This window comes from Pseudokineococcus basanitobsidens (genome assembly GCF_037482545.1).
GTDB lineage: Bacteria > Actinomycetota > Actinomycetes > Actinomycetales > Quadrisphaeraceae > Pseudokineococcus > Pseudokineococcus basanitobsidens.
Genome location: NZ_JBBIAA010000018.1, coordinates 1 through 4,097, shown reverse-complemented (window position 1 = coordinate 4,097; position 4,097 = coordinate 1). Strand labels below are relative to the sequence as shown.

Sequence of the window (4,097 nt, the reverse complement as noted above, 5' to 3'; positions counted from 1 at the left end):
CCCGCGCGGGCGCCCGCGCGCTCGACGTCCCGGCCGGGGGCGGCCTCGACGCCGGGGTGCTGACGACCGCGCACGCCCTGGCGCGCCTGGCGCAGGGCCCCCGACCGCCGCGCACGCCCGTGCGCCTCGACGGCGCGGCGACCGCGGCGGTCGCCGCCGAGGGGTCGGCGGCGGTCACCGAGGCGGTCCGCCGCGCCGCCGGGCTCGGCGCCTTCCGCCCCGAGCTGGCGGACGGGCCGTGGGAGGGCGCCGCGCTGGGTGCCGCCGCCGAGGTGCGGGACGCCCGCGACCGGGCCGGGCGGCTCGCCGACGACCTGCTCCCGCGCCTGGCCGGGGCCCTCGACGACCTGGGAGGCCAGACCGGTCTGCGGCGACCGCGCACGGCGGTGGAGGTCGAGCGCCGGCTCGGCCTGCTGGAGGACGTCCGGGGCACGCTCGAGGACTTCCTGCCCGGTGCCTACGAGCGCCCCCTCGGCGAGCTGGCGCGGTCGCTCGGGCAGGACGCCGCCTGGCGGACGCGCAGGACGGCGCAGAAGGTCGTCGCCGAGGTCGTCCGTCCGGGGCAGAGGCCCGCGGACCTGCGCACCGCGCTGCGGCGCGCGGACGCCGAGCGGCGTGCCTGGGCGGCCGAGGCGGAGGACGGGGGCCGGCCGCGCGTGCCCGCCGGCATCTCCGCCGCGCGCCGCGCGCTCGCCGCGGTCACGGCCGAGCTGGACCGGCTGGAGCCCGTCCTGCGCCCGACGCGGGAGGGGGGCCGGCTGCGGGAGGTGGACCTCGCGGACCTGCGGCGTCGCCTGCACCTGCTGGCGGAGGACCCGGACGCCGGCGGCGACCTGCCCGCCCGCGTCGACGTGCTCGTGCACCTGCGGGCCCTCGGCCTCGGCGACCTGCTGGCGGACCTGCGCGAGCGCGGCGTGGACGCCGCCGCCGCGACGGCGGAGCTCGAGCTGTGCGTCCGTGCCTCCGCCCTCGAGGAGGCACGGCGCCGTGGGCTCCTCGACGAGCTGCTGCCCGGGCGGGCCGACGCCCTGCGGGCGGAGCACGACGCCGCCGTCGCCCGCGAGCGCGCGGCCGCCGCGGCCGAGGTGGTCGCCGGGGCGCGGTCGGCCGCCGGGGGCAGGCCGCTCGTGCGTCTTGCGAGCCTGCTCGCGCTGCCGCAGCGGGTCGCGCCGCTGGGTCGTCCCGGCACGGGGGGCGCTGCGGACGACGACGGGGGAGCCGACCTCGTCGTCCTGCTCGACGCCTCGACGGCTGCCGTGCCGCAGGCCGCGCTCGCGCTGGCGCGCGGTGCCCAGGTGCTGCTCGTGGGCGACCCGTGCGGCGTCCCGCCCGCGGAGGGGGTCGTCGGCGCCCCCGCGCCGGAGCACCCCGGCGCGGCCGCCCCGCTCGACGCGTGGACGGCGACCACCGGCGTCCTCGACGAGCACGTGCTGCGCCGGCGGCACCGGCTGCCGCGCCAGCTCGAGCCGGTCGTCCGCGCCGTCCGCGCCGAGGTGGCCGACCCGGTCGACGGCGCCGAGGGCGACCGGGCCGAGGCCGCGGCGGACGCGCCGGGCGACGGGCCGCCCACCCGGGCGCCGGCGACGCTGCGCGCGGCCCCGGCGCCGCCGGGCTCGCGGCCCGTCGTCCTGCGGCACGTGACGGGGCGCGGCCGGCCCGCTCCCGAGGGGGTCGTGCACTCCCTCGACGTCGAGGTGGCCGAGACGGTGGCGGTGGTGCTGGACCGCCTGCGGCGCGACCCCGAGAGCTCGCTCGGGGTCGTCGCGCTGACGCGGGGCCACGCCCGCCGGGTCGCGGACGCGCTCCGCGAGGCCGTCGCCGCCGACCCGGCGCTGGCCGCGGCGATGGCCCGGGCGAGCCGCGGCGGGGAGCCGCTCGTCGTGACCGACGTCGCGCGCGCCGCCGGCTGCGTCCGGGACGTCCTCGTCCTGACGACGGCCTTCGCGCCCACCGAGCGCGGGCGCGTCCTGTCCTCCTTCGGGCCGCTCGACGCCGCGGGCGGCGCGGCCGCCCTGGCGGTCGCGACCGCGGGAGCCCGCCGCCGCCTGGTCGTGGTCACGTGCCTGTCGTCGCCGGCGCTGCCCGAGGACCGGCTCCGCACGCCCGGCGCGCGGGCGCTGCGGGCGCTGCTCGCCTCGGTCGAGGCCGCCGTCCGCGACGACGACGCGGCCGCCGCCGAGGACGTCGACGGGGGAGCGGCGCACCCGGAGGACGGTCCGGTGGACGCCGAGACGGTCGACGCTGCCCCGCCCGGCGTGGCCGACCTCGACCTGCTGCCCCCCGGGGATGACGCCGCGCGGGCGCTGTCGGCGCACGCCAGCGCCGTGCCCGCGGCGGACGCGCCGGCCGGCGGGGTGGACGCGGGAGCAGACCCGCTCGTCGGGGCGCTCGTCGAGCGGCTGCGGGCGGGGGGCGCTCTCGTGCGCCGCGCCGAGTGCCCGGGCGACCCCGACCTGACGGTGGTCCGCCCCGACGGCGCTGCCGCCGCCGTCCTGCCCGACGTCCGGCCGGCCGGCGCCGAGAGCGGGCCGAGCGCGGCGGACCCGGTGCTGCGCGCCCGCGAGGCCGCCCGCCTGCGCGACCGGGGCTGGGCCGTCGTGCACGTGTCCTCGACCGGTCTGCTCGTCGACCCGGCCGGCGAGACGGCGCGCGTCCTCGCCGCGGCACGGCCCGCGGAGGGGGCGTGGTGACGGCCGACGCGGACGCCTCGGAGCCGTCCGGGCGGACCACGGACGCGTCCTCCGGGCAGCTGGCCGCGTCCGGTCGTCCGCGGCGCCGGGACGACGAGTCCCCCGTCCTGCCCGACCGCGCCGGCGAGGACCGGCCCGAGGCCTGGGGCGAGCGTCCCGACCCCGAGGACCTCGACGACGAGCGCTACCTCCGGGAGCGGCCGCCGCACTGGTGACCCGGGTGCGGTGCGCCCGGTTCCCGCCCCGGCGCCGGCACGGTGGTCAGCGGTCCGTCGTCAGCGGCCCGTCGGGGGCTCGGGGGTGGCGGACGGGTCCACGGCCGTCGTCGGGCTGCCGACACCCTGCTGCCTAAGCAGGAGGTCGCGGATCTCCTGCAGCAGGAGGATGTCCTCGCTCGGGGCGGCGACGTCCGGCTCCTGCCCCTTCTTCCGCAGCGCCAGCAGCCGGTTCATCGGGACGACGACGAGGAAGTACAGCACCGCCGCGACGATGAGGAAGTTGATGATCGCGGCGATCGTCGTGCCGAAGATGATCTTGGTTTCATCCGTGGCGCCCGTCCCGGCGATGTCGACACCCAGGGTCCCGATGTCCTCGGCGTTGAAGAGCGCGGCGATGAGGTTGCCGAAGATGTCGGTGCTGATGGCGGTGACGATGGCGGTGAACGCCGTTCCGATGACGACGGCGATGGCGAGGTCGATGACGTTGCCGCGGAGGATGAAGTCCTTGAAGCCCGAGATCACTGGATGCCCCCTGAGGTGGACGAGGTGGTCGATGCTGCAGCGTCCCGACGCGGCGGGAGGTCCTGCCGTCCGCCCCTCGGGCCCGGCCCGCGGTCGCGGGCCAGCAGGACCCTAGGGCTCGGGGGCGTCGGGCGGTCGGCGCCGGAGGTGACCGGTCGCGGACGGCAGCCCGTCAGGACGACGACCCGCTCGGTCCTCGACCTGCGCCCCGGCGTGGTGCTCCGGCTCGACCGGCGAGTGCTGCCGCGACCACGGACGAGACCGCGTCCACAGGTCGGCGTAGCCCGCCGCCGTCCACAGCTTTCGCGGTGCGTGGGTCGTTGTCGGACCCTCCCGCTACCGTTCCTCTCAGTCGAACACCTGTTCGACGCAGGTGGCGGGGTGGACGGGGTGGTGCGCGTGGCTCTCGACGACCGGCCGCCCCTGCCCGACGGCCACGACCCGGACGGGGACGCACGCCCCAGCCCGGCCCCGGACGAGGCCCCGGACGAGGCCCCGGACGAGGCCCCGGACGAGGTTGCGGACGAGCGCCCGGGCCAGGGCCGGGACCGCGAGGGTGACGCCGGCGCCGGCGCCGCTGCTGCTGGCGACGCTGGCGACGCTGGCGACGGGGCCGGCGGGTCCGGCGGGTGCGGGTGGGCGTTCCCGGGCAGCGAGCACCCGGAGC

General features: G+C 79.9%; 3 protein-coding genes and 1 pseudogene. 2 read left to right on the top strand and 2 right to left on the bottom strand.

Annotated elements, in window-relative coordinates:
- Positions 1–2,690 (top strand): annotated as a pseudogene (locus WDZ17_RS12955) (hypothetical protein); the annotation flags it as partial.
- On the top strand, positions 2,684–2,905 hold the full coding sequence (locus WDZ17_RS12950) for a hypothetical protein (RefSeq protein WP_339575582.1): 222 nt from the start codon (positions 2,684–2,686) through the stop codon (positions 2,903–2,905). The pseudogene WDZ17_RS12955 and the gene WDZ17_RS12950, both read left to right, overlap by 7 nt.
- Before the next feature lie 60 nt (positions 2,906–2,965).
- Here the strand turns inward: WDZ17_RS12950 and mscL are convergent, their stop codons facing one another.
- Entirely contained in the window at positions 2,966–3,430 is a 465-nt protein-coding gene (gene mscL / locus WDZ17_RS12945) for a large conductance mechanosensitive channel protein MscL (protein ID WP_339575581.1), read from the bottom strand.
- Between the two features lie 348 nt (positions 3,431–3,778).
- The coding region (locus WDZ17_RS12940; RefSeq protein WP_339575580.1) for a hypothetical protein at positions 3,779–4,097 on the bottom strand (319 nt) is incomplete at its 5' end.